The sequence below is a fragment of the Acetomicrobium sp. S15 = DSM 107314 genome, assembly GCF_016125955.1.
Lineage (GTDB): Bacteria > Synergistota > Synergistia > Synergistales > Thermosynergistaceae > Thermosynergistes > Thermosynergistes pyruvativorans.
In genome coordinates, this window is record NZ_JADEVE010000022.1 from 1 (window position 1) to 309 (window position 309).

General features: G+C 57.3%; 1 protein-coding gene. It reads right to left on the reverse strand.

The window, feature by feature from the left end; genetic code table 11:
- Positions 1-309: ABC transporter permease subunit (locus EZM41_RS00205; RefSeq protein ID WP_198468233.1), on the reverse strand; the 309-nt coding region annotated here is incomplete at both ends.

Here is a 309-nt window from a genome sequence, read left to right on the forward strand (position 1 = left end):
CCCAGATGTCACAGCCGGCGACATCTGGGAATACGAAGGAGAAGGCCCGCAAGCTCTGCGTGCCGGAGAGGCGGAGAAAGATCGGGGGGAGACCACGCAATTTACGGTCATGGACAAATGGGGCAATCTCGTTTCCTATACGAGGATCGACGAAGCCGTAGGCGAGGTCGGCCAGTAGGTTAGAGATCACTGTGAGCAACGCCAATAAAAAGAAGGCGGCGCCTGCGGCTGGGTAGTCTTGTCCCGTCACGGATTCGAGCAGAAATCGCCCCACGCCGTGAAGAGAGAAGACTGTCTCTGTTATCACGG